This window comes from Halopiger aswanensis (assembly GCF_003610195.1).
Classification (GTDB): domain Archaea; phylum Halobacteriota; class Halobacteria; order Halobacteriales; family Natrialbaceae; genus Halopiger; species Halopiger aswanensis.
Map to the genome: position 1 here is coordinate 921,788 of NZ_RAPO01000002.1, position 20,183 is coordinate 941,970.

The 20,183-nt window shown below is 64.5% G+C and carries 14 protein-coding genes; 5 read left to right on the forward strand and 9 right to left on the reverse strand.

Annotated features, from left to right (window positions below; genetic code table 11):
- Positions 1–84: 84 nt before the first annotated feature.
- Entirely contained in the window at positions 85–4,644 is a 4,560-nt protein-coding gene (gltB, locus tag ATJ93_RS11570; RefSeq protein WP_120244781.1) for a glutamate synthase large subunit, read from the forward strand.
- A gap of 110 nt (positions 4,645–4,754) precedes the next feature.
- Here the strand turns inward: gltB and ATJ93_RS11575 are convergent, their stop codons facing one another.
- Both ATJ93_RS11575 and ATJ93_RS24035 read right to left on the reverse strand, forming a co-directional pair.
- Positions 4,755–5,204 (reverse strand): GIY-YIG nuclease family protein, encoded by a 450-nt coding sequence (locus ATJ93_RS11575; protein WP_120244782.1) that lies wholly within the window; start codon positions 5,202–5,204, stop codon positions 4,755–4,757.
- A gap of 129 nt (positions 5,205–5,333) precedes the next feature.
- Positions 5,334–6,275 carry a hypothetical protein gene (locus tag ATJ93_RS24035; RefSeq protein ID WP_245977549.1) on the reverse strand — a complete coding sequence of 314 codons (942 nt, stop codon included), beginning with the start codon at positions 6,273–6,275 and terminating at the stop codon, positions 5,334–5,336.
- 102 nt (positions 6,276–6,377) lie between these two features.
- On the opposite strand from ATJ93_RS24035, the gene ATJ93_RS11590 reads away from it, so the two are divergent.
- Positions 6,378–7,130 (forward strand): hypothetical protein, encoded by a 753-nt coding sequence (locus ATJ93_RS11590; RefSeq protein ID WP_120244784.1) that lies wholly within the window; start codon positions 6,378–6,380, stop codon positions 7,128–7,130.
- 221 nt (positions 7,131–7,351) lie between these two features.
- On the opposite strand, the gene ATJ93_RS11595 is transcribed toward ATJ93_RS11590, so the two are convergent.
- Positions 7,352–8,365 carry an RAD55 family ATPase gene (locus tag ATJ93_RS11595; protein ID WP_120244785.1) on the reverse strand — a complete coding sequence of 338 codons (1,014 nt, stop codon included), beginning with the start codon at positions 8,363–8,365 and terminating at the stop codon, positions 7,352–7,354.
- Positions 8,366–8,486: 121 nt separating this feature from the next.
- Between ATJ93_RS11595 and ATJ93_RS11600 the strand changes: the two genes are divergently transcribed.
- Both ATJ93_RS11600 and ATJ93_RS11605 read left to right on the forward strand, forming a co-directional pair.
- Positions 8,487–9,476, forward strand: a complete 990-nt coding sequence (locus ATJ93_RS11600) for an NAD-dependent epimerase/dehydratase family protein (protein ID WP_120244786.1) — start codon at positions 8,487–8,489, stop codon at positions 9,474–9,476.
- Between the two features lie 400 nt (positions 9,477–9,876).
- Complete coding sequence (locus ATJ93_RS11605) at positions 9,877–10,749, forward strand: SMP-30/gluconolactonase/LRE family protein (protein WP_120244787.1); 873 nt, start codon at positions 9,877–9,879, stop codon at positions 10,747–10,749.
- Positions 10,750–10,862: 113 nt separating this feature from the next.
- Here the strand turns inward: ATJ93_RS11605 and ATJ93_RS11610 are convergent, their stop codons facing one another.
- The 6 genes from ATJ93_RS11610 to ATJ93_RS11635 all read right to left on the reverse strand — a co-directional run bounded on the left by ATJ93_RS11610 (position 10,863) and on the right by ATJ93_RS11635 (position 17,882).
- Entirely contained in the window at positions 10,863–11,885 is a 1,023-nt protein-coding gene (locus ATJ93_RS11610; protein ID WP_120244788.1) for an ABC transporter permease, read from the reverse strand.
- Positions 11,882–12,706 carry an ATP-binding cassette domain-containing protein gene (locus tag ATJ93_RS11615; protein WP_120244789.1) on the reverse strand — a complete coding sequence of 275 codons (825 nt, stop codon included), beginning with the start codon at positions 12,704–12,706 and terminating at the stop codon, positions 11,882–11,884. Before ATJ93_RS11615 ends, ATJ93_RS11610 begins: the two co-directional genes overlap by 4 nt.
- A 33-nt stretch (positions 12,707–12,739) precedes the next feature.
- Complete coding sequence (locus ATJ93_RS11620) at positions 12,740–13,909, reverse strand: substrate-binding domain-containing protein (RefSeq protein ID WP_120244790.1); 1,170 nt, start codon at positions 13,907–13,909, stop codon at positions 12,740–12,742.
- A gap of 225 nt (positions 13,910–14,134) precedes the next feature.
- Complete coding sequence (locus ATJ93_RS11625; RefSeq protein ID WP_120244791.1) at positions 14,135–14,896, reverse strand: IclR family transcriptional regulator; 762 nt, start codon at positions 14,894–14,896, stop codon at positions 14,135–14,137.
- Between the two features lie 231 nt (positions 14,897–15,127).
- On the reverse strand, positions 15,128–16,000 hold the full coding sequence (locus ATJ93_RS11630) for a fumarylacetoacetate hydrolase family protein (protein ID WP_120244792.1): 873 nt from the start codon (positions 15,998–16,000) through the stop codon (positions 15,128–15,130).
- Between the two features lie 139 nt (positions 16,001–16,139).
- The gene (locus ATJ93_RS11635; RefSeq protein ID WP_245977550.1) at positions 16,140–17,882 is read right to left on the reverse strand and encodes an ABC transporter substrate-binding protein; all 1,743 of its coding nucleotides are present in this window, start codon (positions 17,880–17,882) and stop codon (positions 16,140–16,142) included.
- 463 nt (positions 17,883–18,345) lie between these two features.
- Here ATJ93_RS11635 and xacF point away from each other — a divergent pair, with 463 nt between their 5' ends.
- On the forward strand, positions 18,346–19,794 hold the full coding sequence (gene xacF / locus ATJ93_RS11640; protein ID WP_120244794.1) for a 2,5-dioxovalerate dehydrogenase: 1,449 nt from the start codon (positions 18,346–18,348) through the stop codon (positions 19,792–19,794).
- Positions 19,795–20,183: the final 389 nt, after the last annotated feature.

Sequence of the window (20,183 nt, forward strand, 5' to 3'; positions counted from 1 at the left end):
TCCCTTATATCCAATTGTATGTGTCTATAATACACTTAGTCATTATGGAGTAGCCTCTTATAGCTGATCTGGCTAGGGTGGGGTATGTCACAGCCACACGGAGCGTCATCCACCGAGCGTTCAGCGGGGCTCGCCGACCCCGAGGACGCGCGGTCGAACTGCGGCGTCGGCGTCGTCATGGACCTCGACGGGGATCGGGGCCACGACGTCGTCGCCGACGGACTCGAACTACTCGTCAATCTCGAGCACCGCGGTACCACCGGGGCGGAGAAAGACACCGGCGACGGCGCCGGGATTATGCTGCAGACGCCGCACACCTTCTTCGAGAGCGTTCTCGAGACCGATCTGCCCGACACCTATGCTGTCGGCTCGATCTTCTTCCCGCAGGACAGCGCCGCCCGCGAGGAACTCGTCTCCCTCGCCGAGGACACCTTCGCGACCTACGATCTCGAAGTCCTCGAGTGGCGGGACGTCCCGACGAACAACGAGGAGCTGGGGAAGACGGCCGTCGACTCGGAACCGGACGTCCGGCAGGTCGTCGTCGCCCCCGAGGACGACGACCTCTCGCAGGAGGACTTCGACCGTCGGCTCTACGTCGCGCGACGCGCTCTCGAGAACGCCGTCGAGGAAGCGGATATCGAAAACAAGGAGCGGTTCTACGTCGTCTCGCTCGACTCGAAGACGGTAGTCTACAAGGGGCTGCTGAAGGGCGAACAGGTCGCCTCCTACTACCCCGATCTGACCGACGAGCGAATCGACTCGAACTTCGTGATGGTCCACGAGCGGTTCTCGACGAACACGCTCGGCGCCTGGCACCTCGCCCACCCCTACCGGAACATCATCCACAACGGCGAGTTCAACACCATTCAGGGCAACATCAACTGGATGCGCGCCCGCGAGACCGACCTCGAGAGCGACGTCTTGGAGGATCTCGAGGCGGTCAAGCCGATCATCGACGACCCCGAGCAATCGGACACGGCCAGCGTCGACAACGCCCTGGAACTGCTGATGCAGGACGGGCGCGACCTCGCCCACGCGCTGCGCATGCTCGTTCCCGAAGCCTGGCGCGGCGACGAGGCGATGGACGAGGACCGAAAGGACTGGTACGACTTCCACGCCTCGCTCGTCGAGCCGTGGGACGGCCCCGCGCTGGTCGCGGCGACCGACGGCGAACGCGTCGGCGCCGTCCTCGACCGCAACGGCCTGCGTCCCTGCCGGTACGACGTCACGACGGACAACCGGCTGATCATGGCCAGCGAGGCCGGCGCGCTCGAGACCGAACCCGAGAACATCGAGGAGCGCGGGCGCCTCCAGCCCGGCCAGCTGTTCCTCGCCGACCCCGAAGAGGGTCGCGTCATCCCCGACGAGGAGGTCTTCGAGGACCTCACCGACGAGCGCTACGGCGAGTGGGTCGAGCAGGAGCAGGTCCACCTCGACGACATCAAGACGACCGACGACAGCGCGCCCCAGCAAGAAGTATCGGGCCTGCGCGACTACCAGGCCGCCTTCGGCTACACCCACGACGAACTCGACAACCTGATCGAGCCGATGACCCAGAAGGGGAAGGACCCGGTCGGCTCGATGGGCGACGACACGCCGCTGTCGGTCCTGACCGAGTTCAACCGGCCGCTCTTTTCCTACTTCAAGCAGCTGTTCGCGCAGGTCACCAACCCGCCGCTGGACTACATCCGCGAGGAACTCGTCACCTCGATGGAGTCCCGGCTGGGCTTCCAGCGCAACCTGCTCGACGAGTCGCCCGAGCACGCCCGTCAACTCGTGCTCGACTCCCCCATCCTGACGGACGCCGAACTCGAGTCGATCCGCGACTGTTCGGCCAACGACATCACGGCCGCGACGATCGACATCACCTACGAGCCCGAAAGCGAGGAACTCGGCGCCGACCTCGAGGCCGCGATCGAGCGCGTCCGCGAAGACGTCGTCGACGCCATCGAGGACGGCCACGACGTGATCGTCCTCTCGGACCGCACCGTCGACGAGGATCGCGTCGCGATCCCGAGCCTGCTCGCGACCGGCGGCGTCCACCACCACCTCGTGCGTAACGGCCTGCGCAACCACGTCGGACTGGTCGTCGAGTCGGCCGACCCGCGCACGGTCCACCACTTCGCGACGCTCGTCGGCTACGGCGCCGGCGCGATCAACCCGTACCTCGCCTACCAGACCATCGAGGACATCACCGCCGGCCCGGACGGTGCCGACACTGAACGGGCGATCGACGCCTACGTCGGCGCGGTCGAGGACGGCCTCCTGAAGATCATGGCCAAGATGGGCATCTCGACGGTCGAGAGCTACCAGGGCGCCCAGATCTTCGAGGCCGTCGGCCTCGACTCGGACCTCGTCGCGGAGTACTTCGAGGGCACCGAGAACCGCACCGAAGGGATCGGCCTCGCCGAGATCGAGGAAGACCTCCGCGAGCGCCACGCGGTCGCGTTCGGCGACGACGGCGAGGAGTCGGACCTCCAGCGCCACGGCGAGTTCGAACACCGCTCGGGCGGCATCCACCACCAGTGGAACCCCGACACCGTCGGCGCGCTCCAGCAGGCGGTCCGCTCGAACGACTACGAGCGCTACCAGGAGTTCGCCGCGAAAATCAACGACCAGCAGCAGAACCTCCAGACCCTGCGGGGGCTGCTCGAGTTCGACACCGATCGCGAATCGATCCCGCTCGAAGAGGTCGAGCCGATCAAGGACATCGTCGAGCGGTTCTCGACCGCCGCGATGTCGCTCGGCAGCCTGTCGCCGGAAGCACACGAAAACAACTCCATCGCGATGAACCGGCTGGGCGGCAAGTCCAACTCGGGCGAGGGCGGCGAACCGCCCGAACGGTTCGGCACCGAGAAGGAGTGTAACGTCAAGCAAGTGGCCTCGGGCCGCTTCGGCGTCACCTCCACCTACCTCTCGAACGCCGAGGAACTGCAGATCAAGATGGCCCAGGGCTCCAAGCCCGGCGAGGGCGGCCACCTCCCCGGCTCGAAAGTCAACGAGATGATCGCCCACGTGCGCAAGTCCACGCCGGGCGTCGGCCTCATCTCGCCGCCGCCGCTGCACGACATCTACTCGATCGAGGACCTGAAGCAGCTGATCTTCGATCTCAAGGCGGCCAACGAGGACGCCGACATCAACGTGAAACTCGTGAGCGAGGCCGGCATCGGCACCGTCGCCGCCGGCGTCGCGAAGGCAAACGCCGACGTGGTCCACATCTCGGGCCACTCCGGCGGGACGGGCGCCTCGCCCAAGACCTCGATCAAGAGCGCCGGTCTCCCGTGGGAACTCGGCCTCGCGGAGGCCAACCAGATGCTCTGTGCGACCGGCCTGCGCGACCGCATCCGCGTCTCCGCGGACGGCGGAATGAAGACCGGCCGCGACGTGGCCGTCGCCGCGTTGCTGGGCGCCGAGGAGTACATCTTCGGGACCGCCTCGCTCGTCACCTCGGGCTGTGTCATGGCCCGGCAGTGCCACAAGAACACCTGTCCCGTCGGCGTCGCCACCCAGCGCGAGGACCTGCGCAAGCGGTTCCCCGGCGAGCCCGAGCACGTCATCAACTACATGACCTTCATCGCGCAGGAGCTGCGCGAGATCATGGCCGAGTTAGGGTTCCGGACGCTCGACGAGATGATCGGCCAGGTCGACGTCCTCGAGCAGCGCGACGACGTCGACCACCCGAAGGCCCGTAACGTCGACCTCTCGGAAGTGCTGGCCGATCCCGGCAGCGAGGTCCGACGGAAGATCCGCGAGCAGGACCACGAACTCGAGGACCAGATCGACCGCGACCTCATCGAGGCCGCGGCCGACGCGATCGAGGATCAGGAGCCGGTGAACCTCGAGGCGGAGGTTACGAACGTCGACCGCACCGTCGGCGCGATGCTCTCGAACCGCATCACCAGCCGCTACGGCGAGCCCGGCCTCCCCGAGGACACCATCACGGTCGACCTCGAGGGGACCGCCGGCCAGAGCTTCGGCGCGTTCCTCGCCAGCGGCGTCTCGATGCACTTGAACGGCAGCGCCAACGACTACGTCGGCAAGGGCCTCTCCGGCGGCAAAGTGGCGATTCGAACGCCCGAGACGGCGGGCTACGATCCGAGCGAGAACATCGCCATCGGCAACGTCGCGCTCTACGGCGCGACCGACGGCCAGCTGTACGTCAACGGCGTCGCGGGCGAGCGCTTCGCCGTCCGCAACTCCGGCGCGAAGGCCGTCGTCGAGGGCGTCGGCGACCACGGCTGCGAGTACATGACCGGGGGCGTCGTCGCCGTCCTCGGGGAAACGGGCAAGAACTTCGCGGCCGGCATGTCCGGCGGCGTCGCCTACGTCTACGACCCCGACGACGAGTTCAAGGCCAAGGCCAACACCGGCATGGTCTCGCTCCACGACGACCTCGAGGACAAAGACGAGGAGATGCTGCGTCGCCTCGTCGAGAACCACGTCGCCTACACCGGCTCCGAGCGGGGCGAACGCCTGCTCGAGAACTGGGACGCGGCCCTCGAGAACTTCGTGAAGGTCATGCCCGAAGCCTACCACGAGGCGATCACCGAGGAGGGCAGCGACGACGTCCGCGACGAACTGCCGGGTGCACCCGAGGCTACCGTCGAGGCCGAGTCGGCGAACTTCGCGGCGAGCGACGACTGACGACCCGGCCCTGTTCGGGTCGTCGCCTCGAGAACGCAGTTTTCGGCTTTGCTCTCGGTTTTCGTATTTCGTTTGTCACCCAAAAGCACCGCGTAGCGATTGCGCACTCGCTACGTGCCGTCGTCTCGAACGCCGCCCGCGTCGACCGCTGCCTCGAGCACCGTCTCGAGCGACGGCGCGGTGAGCAGATGTGCTGAACAGTCGCAGTCGGAGGCCCCGAAGCCCTCGACCGGCTCGCCGGGCAGCGATGCGGCCAGTTCACACTCCCGGTCGGCCGCGGGGAACGTGACGACGGTCTCGAGGGTCGTATCCGAGTGACCAAGCAGGTAATCGACGTGCCAGTGACGGGCGTCGCGCTCGCCGCGGGCGAGTTCGCGGTGGCGGTCGACGCGAGCGAAGCCGCCGGGACCGAACGCGCTACCGACGTAGGCGTACGCGCCCGCACCGAATTCGCGGTCGCCGAGCGCGCCGACCTCGATCGTGGTCGTTCGCGGGACGTCGATCGCGAGGACGTAGGTGCCGCCGGAACTGTCCGAATCACTCCCGTCGATACTGCCCATACCGGGCGTCGGAACGGGATCGCCAAAAACGAGGGTGATATCGGCTCGAGGGTGGGACTGTAATCGGCAATGTCGGCGGTCGGCGTCGGAACAGGGCGACCGCCGTGTGCCCGGACTCGTGAAGCGCGATTAGCTCGAGCGGTCGTTCCGATCGCGGTCGCGGTCTCGGTCAGACGTCGGATCGCCCTCGTGGACGTGCCGGCGGTTGCTCATGTCCTCGTCGCGCTGGTCTTGTCCCTGCTGGCCCCGCTGGTGCTGCTGATTCCGATCACGACCGGACGAGCCTTCCGCCCAGTCGCCCTGTTCGTACCGACGGCTTTGCTGGCTGTACTGTAGCCCGCCGCCGGACTGCTCCTGATTGATCGAGCGGGTACCCGACCGATCGGTGTCGCGGCCCTGCTGATAGTCGGAGCCGGAGCCGCCGAAGTCGCGACCCTGCTGGCCCTGTTGACCGCCCTGTCCGTACTGGCCGATTTCGGAGCCGCCTCGGCCGTGCTGACCGCGCTGTTGCTGTCGGTCACCCTGCGATTGGCGGCGGCCGCTCTGTTGACTCCGTCCGGATTGGCGGTCCGCCTGGTACCGGTTCTGCTGGTCTCGCTGGCCCTGCTGTTGGGGCCCCTGCTGGCGCTGGAGGTCCTGATTGCCGCGGTCCTGACCGGCGAACGCCTCGCCCTGACTGCGCTGGTAGCGACCGGAGGGCTGCTGTCCCTGCCGGTACTCCTCCTGGGGCTGGTCGTGCCGTCGGCCCTGCCCCTGGCCCTGTCGGCTCATCTGGGACCGCGGATCGTCGCTCGAGCGGCGTCGCTGGCCCTGATTGCGGTTCTGGGATTGATTTTGCCGTTGCTGCCGGTCTTGCTCGAGTTCGCCGCGCGGTCGTCGCTCGCCGATGCCGCGGTCGTGGCTCTGCTGGCTCTGGTTCTGCCCGCGAGACTGTCCGTACTGTTGCTGATCGCGCTGTCCGCGGTCACCGGATCGGAACTGTGATTCCGACTGTCCACGGCCCTGTGATCCCTGCGATTGGGACCGCTGCGAATGACGTGCTTCACCTCCGTACTGGAGGTTCTCGCCCATCGGGGGCTGAGTCTCGAATTGGCTGTGACCCTGCCGCTGCCCGTGGCCCTGTCTCTGCCCCCGGTTCTGCTGTTGGCCTGAACTGGTGCCCTGCGACCGATAGTGACCCGGCTGACCCTGCTGTTCCCAGCCGCCCTGCTGTTCTCGGGACTGCTGGCGGCGATCCGACTGATATCCCTGCTGTTGGCCGCGCTGGTGTTGTTGACCGGCCTGCCGCTGTTGGCCACGCTGGTGCTGCTGACCGGCCTGCCGCTGTTGGCCACGCTGGTGCTGCTGGCCGTCCTGCTCCGACCGCTCGGACCGTTGTTGGCCGCCGCGCTGCTGGCCGCCCCCGTACTGCTCGCGGGCACCGCGTTCATCTCGGTCCGACTGGCGGGCTTCGCCGCCGTACTCGAGGTTCGCTTCGGTGCGGGCGTTCGTTGCGAAGCCGCTTTGGTCACCGTGCTGGCCCTGGCCCTGCCCCTGCGCTCGTCCCTGCCCGCCCCGCTGGGACTGCATTCGGGAGCCGCCCTGGCGCTGGTACTGCCTCTGTTCGTACCCCTGACTGCCACCGGAGCGGTGACCCTGCTCCGGTTGGGTAGTGGACCGGCGCCCCATCCCTGGTTCACCGGTCGACTCTTCTCGTTCCTCGGCCCACCGGGGCCGGGCCGATTCCTGGTCTCGATTCCGATCGCCGTGCTGACGCTGCTCCTCGGATCGCCGGCCTCGCATTTCGCCGCGCCGACTCGAGGCGCCCTGCAGCCAGCCGCGGTCGCGGTCGCCCTGTCGTTGGTGCTGGTCGCCTTGGTTACCCTGACGGCGCTGATCGTGCTGGTTTCTCCGCTCGTCGTACTGGTCCGATCCGTGCTCCCGTGACTGTCGGCGTTCGTCGTTGTTGTCGGTCATAGCTGTGAAGGTGTGAAAGTGATCGGTCGTCGGCTGTCGGTTCGCTGCGGGACTGACGCACTGACCGTTACCGACTGCAGTGCAGGCGTCTGCACGACGGGCTACAGCGAACGGAGGGTTCAATCCTGAGCATGAGTGCGCGTGCACGAACTGGCGGCGGGAAATCCCTCGAGACAGGGCTCGAATGGCCGTTATCGCTGCGGGCGCTCGTGCATCGGTACCGGTCCCGTGTCCTCGTAGACCTCGCGTGCGTCGGTCGACGGTCCGAACGCGAACAGGCCGCGAACTGGCTCGTACTCGTAGGTCACCCACTGGGGAAGGAACTGCGCGCCGATCAGTTTCCGGACCCCGAGCTGTTTGAGCCGTGCGTTCGCCGTTAGCTGATCCGTCAACCGGAGGTCGACGATGCCGTCGAAGACGTACTCAGCCTCGGGGTACGGGTCCGCCCCGGCGGTCGTCGCCCCGGCGACGATCGGCACGAACCGGCCCTTACAGACGGTCGCGCGAACGTCCTTGACGAAGTTGTGGACCGACTCCTCCCGCAGCAGCGAGTCGAGTTCGTCGAGCGAGTCGATCGTCACGAGCCCCGTCTCGGACATCTCGAGGTCGTCGAGGACGTCCTGCAACCTGCTTGCGACCGCGGCCAGATCGCTCGGATCCTCGACTTCGACGAGCGCGTCCGCCGCGGCCTCGCCGACGAAGTTCGTCCACTCGGTTTGGGTCTCGAGGAATCGCTCCCGATCCTCGAGCCGGTGGGTGAAACAGTCGATGACGGTCAGTCGGTCGTCCTCGAGCGCCGGCAGGACGTTCCACCCGTTCTGGAAGAACCGCTCGAGCGTCGCCGTCGGCGGGTTCGCGTAGGAGACGACGACAGCGGGTTCGCCTCGCTCGAGAGCGCGCCAGACGAGTTCAGTGAGGAGTTCGCTCCGGCGGGTCCCTTCATCGCCCGAGAGGAGGACGAACGCGTCCGCAGGAATGCCGTTCGGCAGGAGGGAGTCGAGCGGTTCGATCCCGGTGACGACCCGTTTGTACGCATCGGGCTCGGGCATCGTCGAGTCGTCTTCGGCGGCGTCCTTGCAGGCCGTCGAACAGAAGTGGCCGTCACCGTCGTCGGCGCGTTTCGCCTCGCCGGGAATCGGATAGTGGCAGTGGTCACAGCGGAACGGAACGGCCTCGCGCTGGTCGGTCCGGATCTGTTCGGTCATGCCGTGACGGCCACCGAGAAACGAGAAAAAACCACCCCCTGATTGCCGGACGGGACGGCCGTCGACCCGGCACCGTCGCCGTCATCGTCACCGTTTTCTCCCGAAGCGACGACGACCGGACATGGACAGCGCACTCGTCATCGGCGGCACGCGCTTTATCGGCCGCCACCTCGTCGAAGAGTTGCTCGAACACGAGTACGACGTGACGATCTTCAACCGCGGCAACCACGAGAACCCCTTCGCCGACGACGACCGCGTCGACCGCATCGAAGGCGACCGAACGAACGAGTCCGCGCTCGAGGCCGCCGCGATGACGGTCGATCTCGACGCCGTCTTCGACTGCGTCGCCTACCAGCCCCGCGACGTCCGCGCGGCGACCACGATCTTCGACGACTGCGAGGCCTACGTCTACATCTCGAGCGGGGCGGCCTACGGCCGCGAGGACATCCCGAAGCGGGAGGACGAAACGCCGCTCGAGCCCTGTACGGCCGACCAGGCGACCGACGACTCCCAAGAGACCTACGGAAACCGGAAGGCAGAGGGCGACCGCGCGGTCTTCGCGGCCGCCGAGGAGGGCGTCAACGCGATGGCCGTCCGCCCGCCGATCGTCTACGGCCCGCACGACTACACCGAGCGGCTGGACTTCTGGATCGACCGCGTGAACACCTACGACCGCGTTATCGTCCCCGGCGACGGGACGAACATCTGGCACCGCGTCTACGTCGAGGACGTCGCTAACGCGTTGCGGATCGTCGCCGAACGCGGCGAACCCGGCGAGGCCTACAACGTCGGCGACCGCCGCATCGTCACGCTCGAGGAGATGGTGGACCAGATCGCCGATTGCTTGGATACGTCCGTCGACGTCGTCCACGCCGGTCCGCGAGAACTCGAGGCCGCCGACCTCTCGCTCGACGACTACGTCCTCTACCGCGACTACCCCCACGTCCTCTCGACGGCCAAAGTCGCCGACCTTGGCTGGGACTCGACCCCGCTCGAGGAGGCGATGCAGCGGTCCGTCGACGATCATCTCGAGAGCGATCGCGACGGGAGCGAACACGGTCCGGATCGAGACGCCGAAGAGCGAGTGTTAGGAATTCTGGACACGCTGTAACGATCTGGTTCGACCGTATTGTCTCGCTTAGACGAATTATTACGAAGTCGAGTAAACTAACAAAGTAGCGGATTTCGTATGTTTGGGATAGATAACATTCGGGTCGGTTTCAATAATGGAGATATCGGCGATACCCCGACCATAGCGCGATAATACGGCCGAAAAGATCGGTGTCTGTCGATGAGGTAGATATGGTATGCTCTCGTCGGAAATAATCCAGAAAACGCCTGAAAGACGCAATTCCAACCATTTCGTCGATCAGAGCAGACAGAGGCAGAATGCAATCATCATTCGTTACGTATGGTATAAGACATAGCTGTCGGACAGATATGTTCGTTTGCGAGCGATCAAACGCCCCGCAAAGCTAGATTCAAGTAGAAACGTCCGAAACACCGAGAGCATGACACGATACGAACGCGTCGCGGACACGACGGCCCACACCGGCGAAGGGCCGCTGTGGCACCCCGAGGAGGAACTGCTCTACTGGGTCGATATCCCGGCCGGGAAACTCTATCAGTACGATCCCGAAACCGACGAGTACGAACTGGCCTACGAAACCGGCGGGGAACCACTCGGCGGCTACACGATCGAAGCGGACGGCACGCTTCTGCTGTTCACCCACGGCACCGTGAGTCGCTGGGAACCCGGCACCGACGAGGCGGAGGCGGTCGCCGAAATCGAGGACGCCGAGACGCGGTTCAACGACGTCATCGCCGACCCCGAGGGCCGCGTCTTCTGCGGCACGATGCCCGGCGACGACGAACTCGGCGACCTCTACCGCCTCGAGACCGACGGGACGGTGACCCGCGTCGTCGAGAACGTCGACATTCCCAACGGAATGGGCTTTACCGAGGACCTCGAGACGTTCTACTTCACCGAATCGGAGGAACGCGTGATCTACGCGTACGAGTACGACCGCGAGACGGGCGCGATTTCGAACCGGCGGCCGTTCGTCGAAGTGCCGAGCGACGACGGCGTACCGGACGGCATGACGGTCGACGACGAGGGCTACGTCTGGTCCGCCCGCTGGAACGGCGGTCGCGTCGTTCGCTACGATTCTGGGGGTGAACCGGTCGGCGAAATCGAACTCCCCGCGCGGAAGGTTTCCTCCGTCACCTTCGGCGGCCCCGACTACGAGGACCTCTATCTGACGACTGCACTCGCGGGCGGCGACCGAGCAGCCGAGGGCGACGGTGCAGGCGCGCTCTTCCGCGTCCCTGACGTCGGCCCCGGCGGCGTACCGGAGTTCCGCTCGCGGATCGGCCTCGAGTGATCCGTCTCGGGTCCGGACCGGCGATTCGCGGCTCTCGGCTCTTGGCTCTCGTTTCTCGAGGCCGTTTATAGCGGTTCAAACCAGATACGCAGTTCAAAAACAGGGCTCGGGAGTCAATCCCGGAGCACGATGTCGACCATCACGGCGCCGATGATCACTGCGCCGGTCAGCGTCTCCTGGATGTCGACGGACATGTTATTCAGCACCAGCAGAACGGGGATGACGGCGATCACGAGCGAGCCGAGGAACATCCCGGAGATGCTCCCCTCGCCGCCGAACAGGTTCGTCCCGCCGATGACGACTGCGGCGATGATCAGCAGTTCGAAGCCCCGACCCGCGGAGCCGAACATCGAGCCGTAGTAGGAGATCGCCACGACGCCGGCGAAGGCGGCGACGAGCCCGGTGATGACGAAGTTCGCGATCTTGATGCGGTCGGTGTCGATACCGCTCCGGTCGGCGGCGGACTGGTCGTCGCCGGTCGCGTAGACGTGGTGTCCGAAGCGAGTCTTCTGGAGGACGAGCCCGAACGCGATCAGCAGTCCGAACATCCAGAACACCATGTAGGTGATCTCGACACCGGCAACCGAGATCGAGCCGCCGAACAGCTCGAGCAGGGCCAGATCGTCCGGGGTCTGCTGCGAGCCGCCGGAGGTGAGCATGTAGGCGACGCCCCTGAGCATGCTCATCATCCCGATCGTCGTGATAAGCGACGGGATGCCGACCTTGGTCACGACGACGCCGTTGGCCAGCCCGACGGCCGCGCCGATGACGAGGACGGCCACCAGCGCCGCCGGCACCGTCAGTCGGTAGTCGGTGAGCAACATCGCGAACGTGAGTCCGGCGACGCCGTACATCGAGCCGACCGAGAGGTCGAACTCGCCGCCGATCATCAGGTAGGTCATCCCGATACCGATGATCACGTACGGCGCGGCCTGGCGCAGCAACCGCGAGACGATGTTGCTGAGGCTGTCCCACGAGAAGAACAGGTCCGGTCGGGTCGCGCCGATGAGGCCGAACAGGAGGAGGAACCCGACCAGGACGCCGATCTGTCGCCGCTGCAGGAGCCGGCGGAGCCGCGAGTCGGTCTCGCGGCTGACGGCGTCCCCGTCCGTGGCCGGTGGCGTCGCGCCGCTCATGCTGCAGCCCCCTCCTCGTCGGCGGAGTCGTCGACGGACGTGAGTTCGAACTCGTCGATCTCGTCCTCGTCCTCCGCGCCCATCATCAGCGCGATGATCTCGTCGCGGGTCGCCGAGTCGGTGTCGCGGACGCCCATCAGTCGGCCCTGCGCGAGGACCGAGACCCGGTCGGCGAGCGTCAAGACCTGCCGGATGTTGTGGCTGATGAGGATGATCGACAGCCCCTCGTTCCGCAGGTCGTCGATCACGCGCAGAACGTTTCGCGCTCCTTCGATCGAGAGTGCGCTGGTCGGTTCGTCGAGGATGAGGATGTCCGGATCGGACTGCAACGCGCGGGCGACCGCGACCGCCTGCTGCTGCCCGCCCGAGAGATCGCTCACCCTCGCGTCGGGATCGACCGGGATCTGCACGCGGTCGAGACTCTCTCGAGCGCGGTCGCGCATCGCCTGTTTGTCGACGACCCCGAGGAGGCGGCCGAGGAGGTCCGATCGAACCGGTTCCTGCCCGAGGAACACGTTCGCCGCGACCGTCTGCTGTTCGGCCAGCGCCAGGTCCTGATAGACCGTCTCGATGCCCATCTCGCGGGCGTCGCTGTAATCCTCGAATTCGATCGGCTCGCCGTCGATGCGGATCTCGCCGCTGGTCGGTTCGTGGACGCCACAGAGCATCTTGATGAACGTCGACTTCCCGGCGCCGTTGTCGCCGACCAGCGCCATGATCTCGCCCTCGCGCAGCGAGAAGTCGACGCCCTCGACCGCAACGACGTTCCCGAAGTGTTTCGTGAGTTCGACCGTCTGAAGTATCGAATCGGTGTCCGACATAGGTGGTAGAGACTGGTGTGGTGAATGCGCCGCTTACACGCCGTGGTAGTCCAGCAGTTCGCCCCAGTTGCGCCGTTCGAGCGCGAAGTCGATCGTCTCCTGATCGACGATCTCCGCACCGGTCATGATCTCCTTGGGCGGCATGCCGCGCTCGAGGTAGGCGAAGGCCTGGTGAACGGGGAGGTACCCCTGGCTGTAGGGGTCCTGGCCGGTCGTGTAGTTCATCACGCCCTGCTGGATGTAGTCGAGCGTGTTCTGGTCTAGGTCGAAGCCGCCGATGACCATGTCCTCGGCCATGCCTTCTTCCTCGGCCGCCTGCCCGATGAACCACGAGTAGGCGTCGCTGCCGGCCATCCCGTCCAACTCGGGATTCGCCGCGAGGTGATTCGCGATGCGGGAGACGCCCTCGTTGGAGTCGTCGGTGTAGTTGACCCGATCGGTGATCTCGATGTCCGAATTCTGCCGGATGGCGTCCTCCGCACCGCTCGCACGGGCGGCCTGACCGCTGTGGGCGGGGTCGGCCAGGCCGATCGTCACCTTGCTCGCGTCGTCCGGCAGCTTGTCGAGCAGGGCCATTCCGTTGGCGTAGCCCGACGAATACTGGTCCTGGCCGACGAACGGGAGGGCCTGTCCGAACTCCTCGCGCATGTGCTGGCGGCCTTCCTCGCGGAGGCTGTTGGTGTTAAACGTCAGGACCGCGATGTCGTTGTCCAGCGCGTCCTGAATGACGCTGTTGTACGCCTCCGTGTCGCTTACGGTCGTCACGATGGCGTCGGGCTCGGACGCCACGACGTTCTCGAGGATGTTGACCTGCTCCTCGACGCTGAAACCGCCGGACGGCCCCGTAAAGGTCGCGTTCCAGCCGAGCTGGCTGGCGGCGTCGTGCAGGCCGCCGATCGCAGGGTCCCAGAACGAGATCGCCGCGTTGTGACACACCATCGTAATGTCCCGCTCGGGGGGATCGCGGGAGAAGTCCAGCTCCGTCGGCGGTGGCGTCAGATCGACGCGCTGGTACGAAGGCGCGGTGCCGTCGGAGTCGGAACCGGAGTCACCGCCGTTGCCGCTGTCCTCGTCACCCTCGTTCCGTTGCAGGCAACCGGCTAACCCGCCGACCGCCGCGATTGCACCGAGCTGTTGCATCACCCGCCGACGCGAGATGCCGCTCCCGACTCTCACGCTAATGCGATCGTCATTGTCTGCCATACAGTCAGAACCCTGTACTCTACTATTATAATGATTTTCCTATTCGCAAAAAGGACGCGGGACTTCACTCGGTGGTTGTCGGCTATTACTACTGCTCCGTCCGCCAGAACTGTCTCGGCAGGCTGACGTTGCCGATGTCGTCAGCAAAATCCGCAACTGCGGTCGTCGATACGATCCATTCAAAACGTCGAATAGAAACTCGGCGCCAGAACCCGGCAGGAGCCGTTAGGAGTAGTTGTGCTCGAGTTCGATCACGTTCGCCGTCCCCAGCACCGCCTCCGGCAGGTCCTGGTAGAACCGCTCGTCGCCGACGCGATGGACGGGACAGGAGACGCTCACGGCGGCGATACTCCGATCCTTATCGTCGGTGATCGGCGCCGCGATGCAGCGCAGGCCGTTGAGCCGTTCCTCCCTGTCGACGGCGTAGCGCTGGTCGCGCACCCCCTCGAGTTCCTCGTAGAACGTCTCGCGGTCGGTGATCGTGTGTTCGGTGACCTTCGGCAGCCCGTTCGCGTCGAGGATCTCGTCGACCTCCTCCTGCGGTCGGAACGCGAGGATCGCCTTGCCGAGCCCGGTACAGTGCAGCGGGACGCGCTTGCCCTCGTGGGTGTCGAGTTCGACCGCGTTCTCCCCTTTCGCCTGATAGAGGTAGATCCCCATACCGTTTTTCTCGACGAGGAGGTTCACGAGTTCGCCCGTCTGGTCGGCTAGCTTGTCGACTTCCTTTTGGGCGGTATCGTAGATCGGCGTGCGGTTGCGCGCGTACGCACCGAGGCCGAGAAAGGACAGGCCGATGTGGTACTCGTCGCCGTCCTTGTCGACGTACTCGCGGTTTGCAAGCGTCGTCAGGTGGTTGTGCACCGCGCTCTTGCCGATATCGACCCGTTCGGCGATCTCAGAGATCCCTGCACCGTCGAGTTCCTGAATGATCTCGAGGATCTCGAAGGTCCTGTCGACGGTTCGAACGGGGTGTTTCGGTTCGGGCATACACTCATGATTGATTTCGACATACATATAGATTGTTCTGCGTAGCGAAAACGCGTTTCTCATAACTCGCACAGTTCGATCCGTCGCGGAACACACTGAAGCGTTAGTGAACGGAACGACAGCGGAGAAGGCATCGTCGTTCGAAGGCGGCTGTCAACACCTGTGTTTTGGCGCTAGGGATGCCGCGAACGCTACGAACGACGGGGAACGGCACTCGCGTCCGAACTGCACTTAGACTTCGACGACGGTGTTCGAGAGCGTCCCGATGTCGTCGACGCCGATTTCGATCAGGTCGCCCTCGCGGAGCGTGAAATCGTCGTCGGGAACCAGGGAGGTCCCGGTCAGCAGTACCGAGACCTCGGGGACGGCGTTGTGGCTGGTATAGCAATCGACGAGTTCCTCGACCGAGCGGACCATCTTCCCCGTGTTCGTCGAATCGTCGTAGAGCACCTCACCGTCTCGGCTGATCGTCATCCACATCTCGAGATCGTGAGGATCCTCGAGCGAGGCGGCCGAGCGAACGCAGGGACCGAGCGAACAGCAGCGGTCGTAGACCTTCGCCTGCGGGAGATAGAGCGGATTTTGACCTTCGATCGAGCGGCTGCTCATGTCGTTACCGATCGTGTAGCCGACGATCTCCCCGTCCGACAGCACGACGCCCAGCTCCGGCTCCGGGACGTCCCACTCCGAATCCGCGCGGATGCCGACCTGCTCGTCCGGGCCGACCGTTCGGCTCGGCGTCGCCTTGAAAAAGACCTCCGGACGCTCGCTGTCGTAGACGTCGATGTACATGTCCGCCATCGAACTCTCCTCCTTCCGCGCCTCCTCGCTGATGCGGTAGGTGACACCGGCGGCCCATACTTCGCCCGACGAGACCGGCGCTGCCACCGCGTCGTCCGAAAGCGCATCCGACGACAGGACTGGTGCGTCCTCGAGCAGCCGTTCGGCGATGGTATCGAGAGAATCGCCGGTGATCGTCGCGGCGGTAAGCAGATCCTCGAACGTCCGTAACTGTGGCTTCGCGTCCGTCAGGTCGTACAGGGTATCCCCCGTTTTCGCTGCGAGACGAGGTGTGCCCTCCTCCCGGAGCTGATAGTAACGCATGTGCTGCTCTCCTTTTTTAGTCCGACCACCTTAGTTTTAGCTGCCGGGACCGGGACGTCCTCACGCAGCGAGCGCCGGCCGGAACGATTCACCCGCTGAAACTGTACTAACGGAACCGTGTCACACGCCGGTGCCGAGATCAGACCCGTTCGAGCCCGTTCTCCAGCAGGTAGTGTGTGAGACGGTTCGAGGTCAGCCAGTCGTCGCTCTCGAGGTCGAAGTTCCAGTCCTCGGTGTTGACCCAGTAGTGGCCGCCGCCCCAGGGGAAACAGACGGCGGCCGGCAGCAGCTGGTTATGGACCCAGGCGAGGTTCGTCGCGTGAGAGACGAGTTCCTCCTCGGAGTCGGCCGTCGACATCGCTTCGAGTTCCGCTGGAATGTTGAACGTGACCGTATCTCCGTCCGGGTTGCCGACTTCGGGCACCTCAACGTCTTCCTCGACGATTCCGGTCCGCTCAGTAAAGAGTCCCAGATTCGTATCATTGAATATCCCGTCGAAGTCGGAGTAGGGATGGTAATTGCGGGCTTGTCCGTAGTTCAGGTGGACCGTTAGGTCGAAGTCGAGGTCGGCCCGCGTGGTCGCCTGCCAGGTCGGCATCTCCTCGACGTAGTGGTCCACGTCGATCCCGAACTCCTGCAGGTTGTTCGAAATCACCTCCGAGTGGGACTCGAACCAATTGCCCACGGAGAAGTTGAGCGTCCAGGTGTCACCCTCCGGGGTCTGCCACGTCCCGTTGGAACGTTCGAAGCCCACGCTCTCGAGCAGTTCCGCGGCCCTGTCGGTGTCTTGGGGCGCGTAGTTCGGCATCGCATCGAGGGCGTCGGCGTCGACGTAGTCCTCGACGTACAGCGAGTCGATTCCCGCGGAGTATTCGTCGTACTCCGTCCCGTCCGTGGCGGTGCTTTCGGTGAGGTACGGAACGTCGACGGCGTAGGTGATGGCCTTGCGCACTTCGGGGTGGTCGCGGATGTACTCGTCGTTGTTTCCGAAGATGATCGCGAACGACTGCCCGTCGTACGGTAGCGGTCCCGTTCCGTATTTATCGGGAACGTCCCGAATCTCCGGGGTATCGTCTCCCCAGTCGACCTCGCCGGACTGGATCCCCTCTTCGTCCACGTACATGCCGGTCCGCTGGAAGAATTCCCAGTCCTGTGCGATCGGATGCTCGGGGTTCGGGACCTGATCGGCGAACTGTTCGTTTGCCTCGACGAAGACCCAGGGGCCCGAGTACATGACCTCGTCCCAACTCACTTCGTAGTTGATGAGACTCTCTTGGACGCGCTGGGTCTCGTCTTCAGTCGTCGCCTCTTCGAAGTCCTCGACGAAGTGACCGTACTGGGCCTCGGACACCGTCAGATTCGTCTCGGCCCATTCTGTCATCCACAGCTCTTCTTCCATGTCGCTGTACTCCTCTCGGGGTTCGATGACGAGCGTGTAATCGTCCTCGGCGTAGATCCCTTCCTCGATGTCGACGAAGTCCTGCATCCCGAGCCCCATGTATCCGTCCAGCTTGTACGCGGTGACGAAGTCGTGAGCGGTGATGTCTTCACCCGTCGACCAGGCGTACTCCTCTGAGAGCGAGACTTCGGTTCGAAGGGTGTCGTCGTCGATCGACCAGTCGTCGGCGATTCGTGGCAGGTACTCGCTGCGTTCGGTGTGGTATATCGTCAGATACTCGAACCCGAACTCCTGTCCCAGGTCCCCAGGGTTCCACCGCGGATGGTACGGATTAAAGATATAGTCGTCGTCGACCGGATTGAGTTCCGGCGACGGGTACACGACCTCGAACTCCTCCTCGTAGTTCTCGTTGTAATCGACGTCCTCGAGGACCGGGTCCAGGTCGGTTTCGTCGAGGAGATCCTCGTCCTCGTTGTCGTTCATACAGCCGGCCAGGGCAGCCACTCCAGCAGCCCCTGAAGCGGCCAACATTTGCCGGCGCGAGACGTACCGCTGGTACTTGTTGGCTTTCGAAAGTTGGCTCCGCGGCGGATTCCGCTGGCGATCGTCGGAGTCCGTTAGCTGTCGCTGCGACGAGCGTCGCTCACTCCTGTCACTTGTTGACATCTGTGTACCAATGCCTTATCGTCAATTATAAAACATTCGGATTTTGCTATGTCCGCTCCATCGGAACCGAACAATTTCGGTCGGGGACTCCCATCCCGATCTGGCGCACGCCGTCAGGAGATCGAGGATAATAGTCGCGCTTCCCGAGCGGTGTATCGTCGGAAATCGAGACGAGAAACGAGCGGATCCGCCGAGAGCCTCGAGCCGAAGATCCGTCAATGTCGGCCGGGACAGTCGCCGAATCATAAGAACCGTATACCGTCCCCACCGTAGTCGAGTCATGGCCGAGCGGTACCACAATTACGTCGACGGGCAGTGGACGGAGTCGGAAACCGGCGAGACGTTCGAGACTACGAATCCCGCGGCCCCGACAGAGGTCGTCGCCGAGTACGAGCAATCGAGCGCTGCGGACGCCGACGCGGCCGTCGAAGCGGCCGCCGCCGCACAGGAAGCGTGGGCGAATACGCCTGCACCCGAGCGCGGCGCGATCCTGCGCGAGACGGCGTCGATCCTCGAGAACCGCAAAGCGGAGCTAACGGAGCTACTCACGCGCGAGGAGGGCAAGGCCCACGCCGAAGCCAGCGGGGAAGTTCAGCGCGCGGTCGATATTTTCTACTACTACGCCGAGAAAGCCCGTGATCTCGGCGGAACGGTAAAGAGCGCCAGTGGCCCGCACACCAACCTCTACACGGTCAGCGAACCGGTCGGCGTCGCCGGGCTCATCACTCCCTGGAACTACCCGATCGCCATCCCGGCTTGGAAGATCGCACCTGCGCTCGCGACGGGCAACACCGTCGTGCTCAAACCCGCAGAGGTCGCCCCGGCCGTCGCGCTGGAGCTTTTCAAAGCCCTCGACGAGGCCGGCATCCCCGACGGCGTCGCGAACGTCGTCACCGGCTTTGGCGCCACCACCGGGGACGCCGTCGTCACCCACGACGAGGTCGACGCCGTCTCCTTCACCGGCTCCGGCCAAGTCGGCCAACTGGTCTACGAGAAGGCGACCGAGGACGGCAAGCGCGTCCAGACGGAACTCGGTGGCAAGAACCCGACCGTCGTCACCGACAGCGCTGACGTCGACGAAGCCGCCGAAATCGTCGCCAACGGCGCGTTCGGGACGACCGGCCAATCGTGTACCGCTTGCTCGCGGGCGGTCGTTCACACGGACGTCTACGACGAGTTCGTCGACGCCGTCGTCGAGCAGGCCAAATCCATCGAGATCGGCCCCGGCGACGAGTACGATATGGGCCCGCAGGTGAGCGAAAGCGAACTCGAGGGAACGCTCGACTACATCGAGATCGCCGAGAACGAAGGCGCTATCCTCGCGACGGGCGGCGGCCAGCCCGAGGGCGACCGCTTCGGCGACGGCTACTTCGTCGAGCCGACGGTCTTCACCGACGTCGAGACCGACTTCCGCATCGCCCAGGAGGAGGTCTTCGGTCCCGTCCTCGCGGTACTCGAGGTCGAGGACTTCGACGACGCGCTTGCGGTCGCCAACGACGTTCAGTACGGCCTCTCGGCCAGTATCGTCACCGACGATCACACCGAGGCCGAACGCTTCGTCCGCGACGTCGAAGCCGGCGTCGCAAAAGTCAACGAGAAGACCACCGGCCTCGAACTCCACGTCCCCTTCGGCGGCGTCAAGAACTCCTCGAGCGAGACCTGGCGCGAACAAGGTGACGCAGGGATCGACTTCTACACCATCGAAAAGACCGTCTACGACGGCTTCTGATGCCCGATACTCACACAGAACTCGATTTTCTAGTAGAGAAACCGGGTCCGGCGATTCGAGTTTCAGTTACGGAAAGCCGGAGACGAAAAAGAACAGTGAGCGAATTGGACCGTTTGTTCGGCGATGGTTGACTATAGCACGAACGTCACTTCAGGATACAGAAGCCGATGTATTCATAGTAAATACCGTTTTGATATACATACTCACGAGTTCGGTTTCAACCACCGACACTGGTACCGTTCGTCGGCCGCAGTACCGATAGGAAGACGCCAGTACACGGGGTTTTCCGCGTAATATGATATTACAGCCATACGGCTGTAATCCACCGGCGCCGGTACTCAGCAGCTGCCAGAGCAGCAGTCGGTACTGCCGGCCAGTGCGCTGGTTTC